The 3,593-nt window shown below is 40.0% G+C and carries 4 protein-coding genes; all 4 read right to left on the minus strand.

What is annotated here, in order from left to right; all coding sequences use genetic code 11:
* Positions 1-138 precede the first annotated feature (138 nt).
* A complete protein-coding gene (locus VB797_RS19425; RefSeq protein WP_323239376.1) occupies positions 139-633 on the minus strand; it encodes a GNAT family N-acetyltransferase in 495 nt (164 codons plus the stop codon).
* A 1-nt stretch (position 634) separates the two neighbouring features.
* Positions 635-847, minus strand: coding sequence for a hypothetical protein (locus VB797_RS19430; protein WP_323239377.1), 213 nt, complete (start codon positions 845-847; stop codon positions 635-637).
* Between the two features lie 225 nt (positions 848-1,072).
* Positions 1,073-1,474, minus strand: coding sequence for an ABC transporter permease (locus VB797_RS19435; RefSeq protein ID WP_323239378.1), 402 nt, complete (start codon positions 1,472-1,474; stop codon positions 1,073-1,075).
* Positions 1,475-2,032: 558 nt separating this feature from the next.
* Positions 2,033-3,520, minus strand: a complete 1,488-nt coding sequence (locus tag VB797_RS19440) for a DNA phosphorothioation-associated putative methyltransferase (protein ID WP_323239379.1) — start codon at positions 3,518-3,520, stop codon at positions 2,033-2,035.
* Between the last annotated feature and the right edge of the window lie 73 nt (positions 3,521-3,593).

A 3,593-nucleotide genomic window follows, 5' to 3' on the forward strand; every position in this document is an offset into this window, starting at 1 on the left:
GTTAGGAGTTGTGAAAGAGTTATTAATAAGTACTAACGCAAAATTATTTATATAATTACTCGTGAGTTATATAAACCTTCCCAATTACCAATTACCAATTACCAATTCCCTATTCCCTAATTAATAATTGATAACTTTTCACTGTAAAGGCTTGACCATCCATAAGGATTGGGCTTGATACCCCAGTTGATTATAGAGATTGAGTGCGGGGGTGTTTGACTGAAAAACTTGGAGCGCGATTTGAATGTCTCCTCGGTTTTTAGCCCAGTTTTCGGCGTACTGCATTAAAGCTGTACCGATACCTTTTCGCCGATGTTCGGGAACAACGTAAAGAAGAAATATGTGTGCGTGACGCAATCCGGTAATTTGATTGATCGCGTTTCCCATCCATAAGCAACCAATTGGACGGCTGGGGAAAATATCTTTTATTTCTATTTGTTTTTTTTCTACTGAATGTTCTACCCACCATAAGGGGGTGTCTGAAGAAAGATATTGCTCGACTGTTTGCGATAAATGTGAAAAATCTTGTCGCGGAAACATATCTTGGTAGGTGCGCTGCATGAATTTTATCAGCAGCGCTCTATCTAAAGTTGAGCCTGAACGAACTGTGTAATCCGGTAGTAATTCAGCCACTTTAAGCGTTGTCAGCGAATCTAGGAAAGGAAATTGAAGATACAAATTGTGCTGCACCATTTTCCCATTCTAGACTAGAAATTCCTTGTTCTTCGATGGGTGCAGGAGCAGCCATATCTGAAGGTAAAAATATCCGAGCGCTAACTGCTACTAACGCTAGAGTGAAAATTAGTACCGCAATTAACGGGGCGATGTATTGACGTATTATTGCCATATGTAGATGTTTTGGTAATGGAAGTGAGGGAATTATTAGTTTATTTTAACCAACTTTGGGGGTTAAAGTCCCCTGCTTCTACAAGCAGCACGTTTTGCGTCGAGGTAAAATCCCCGTTGCAAAACTTAATTACGAATTACGAATTACCTTCACCTTTCTGTGTTCCCGTTCACCGCAAGGTGTCCCGTAGGGAAGGGTATTACGAATTACGAATTACGAATTATTTTAACGCCCTCTGTCACGATCCAAGTCAGCGATCGCCCTTTGCCAATACCAATCTTCTGACATTCCGGGATGATTTTGTTTAAGTTGCTCAACTAAACGTTTTGCTGTTGCTGCATCCCCTACTTTCGCAAACAGTTGACTTTGTAAATCTACATCTCGGTGTGGTTCTTCTGTCGGGTATGCTGGTTGTGTTGACCACGAGCGCGATTGACGCTTTTTTAATTCCCAAAATAAAACAAAATATAGAGTGCCAAAGATAATAATTAAACTGAGGGTTCCCAGAAAAGTTACCAAATTCACCATTAAGAAGCCCAAAATTAATTGAGAAAGCACATAGCCAAGTATAACCCCCGTCATCATCATAATGACTATGGATATAATAACCACGAATTCTTGCCCCATAGATCTATTTCCTTATATAAAGTCTTGTTTTTTCAAGAAATAGGAATTCTTGCTTCCAAGGGACAAACACGCTGCAAGCCGGAATACAGTTTAGAAGCAGTAGTTAACGGGTATCAAGCTACGAGTTAGATTGAGGCTTGCGATCGCACAACGTATTACAATCCCAACCGCCCATAGCTTTTAATATTTAATAAAATTCAAATAAAAATAGTACGCTATACTCACTACTTACAAAGCAATTGATACTGATTATACTCAAAAATTATTCTTTAGCCAGCGTGCCGAAAATGGTTGCAAGTAACCCTATATCGTTCTTAATTCTACATCTCGTTTTTGGTAAACGCAGTTTGCAGTCAAAAGAGCTTAGACATATTTGTTACCAAAGCATCGACCAATTTGTAAAGGACTATCAATACAAAAACTGGTTAAATCTATTAGTCGATGCTCGCACCCCGGCATTAGAAAAATTTTATTCGATCAAAACATGAACGACATTCTGGCATAGTTGTATTTTATTGTTATGCCAAAACGCCGAATTTAGGACAAATCAATTACCCATTACCCATTACCAATTCCCAATTCCCCATCTATTTGATAAACCTGGTGTCCTCGGATTTCTACACGGTTATCTTCAAGACATTTTTGCCAGCCGTCATAAGTACCAATGTCACTGGGATTTTCATATAATCCTAATTCCACTTCTTGTTGGGTAAGTTGGACAAATTCTTCGTACTGTGGATATTTGGGATTTACGAATGTTTCTTTACGATGCAATATAGGCGGGTTTTTCCTTTTGGAGTAGTCACCGCGAGCGATTCTGAATGTTTTTAAGTCGATTACTATGCTGGCTTTTAATACTGGATGAGCATCGGTGTCAAAGTCGGGGTAATACAGGTAAGATATTCGCGGTTGGTCAATGTGAAGCTTGACGATTGTTGTTTCTTCAGGTCGTCCAAATACACGACTAGCACAGCCTTCGTAGATTCGCAGCAATGGTTCTAATTCCCCAAGGGCTGTAATGTGGACGTAAAGAGCCGCTGGGGTACATTTACCAACTTTGCTTTTTTTGCAGGCTGCTTTGATAATTTGAGATTGCCCTAAACTAAATAATTTTTGGTCGGCTACTTCACAAGCATCGCGATATGTCCCGAAAAAAGCTTTGATGTCGTAGCGGATTTTTTCAGGTAGCTCTGAGAATCTGGGACGTTCTTCCTCAAACTGCACTAAAGCAAGATAAACTTGGATATCCAAAGAACGACGGTAGGCGATCGCTTCCCATTCGGCTTCATCTGTTGCTTGCAATATCACTTTGAAAGCCCGACGAATACTGGCAAATTCTAGCAGTATCTTTTCTTCAACTTCTGGCTCTAATTCTCCTGGAACTGGTAGCCTACCGCGTTTTGTATAAAATTTAATCAGTGGCTTCAATTCGTGTTTGCAGTCTTCGTATTTCTTAGTAGCAAGACGAATTCTCGGTGCAATTACCCCCGAACGATACCATTCGACGCGAAAGTTCTCTTTTTCTTCTTCATCGCGAAACACAAAGTAAATGCCTAGCGCTACGGGTACGGCATCAACTTCTAAGCTACCATCAATGTATTTTTTAAGTTCTCCTTGTTCGTAATATTTTTGGAAGGTATTGCGGCTAGTTACAACACCATCTCCATAAGCTACTTGATTTTTGCTGCTAATAGAACTTACCAATACTTGAGCGGCAACTATTAATACCTTGCTAGTTAATTTCCACGCCTTTTGAAGACTTTCAAGACGTTCTTCGGTATCCTCAATAACATTAAGAACATACCCAAGATTAACTACATCAGCAGAAACCAAAGGTGCGTCAGGTTTATAATAAGGGTCCCAACCCGCACTTTCGACTTCCATACTTGTCAATCTTTCTAAATCACCACCATGTCCGCATCCATAATCAAAGAACGTGGTCTTCGTGTTGATGATTTCAAATTCCACCGCTAATCTTATCGGACGGGACAAGTCTGTACGGAAAATAGCTGCTCTGTGACGTTCAATTGCTAAATCTTCCAACATAAGACAAATCCCAATTTGCAATTGGCAATTATTATCTCATAGAAGAGGGAGTAGGGAGTAGGGAGTAGGGAGT

Source organism: Rivularia sp. UHCC 0363 (genome assembly GCF_034931125.1).
GTDB lineage: Bacteria > Cyanobacteriota > Cyanobacteriia > Cyanobacteriales > Nostocaceae > Rivularia.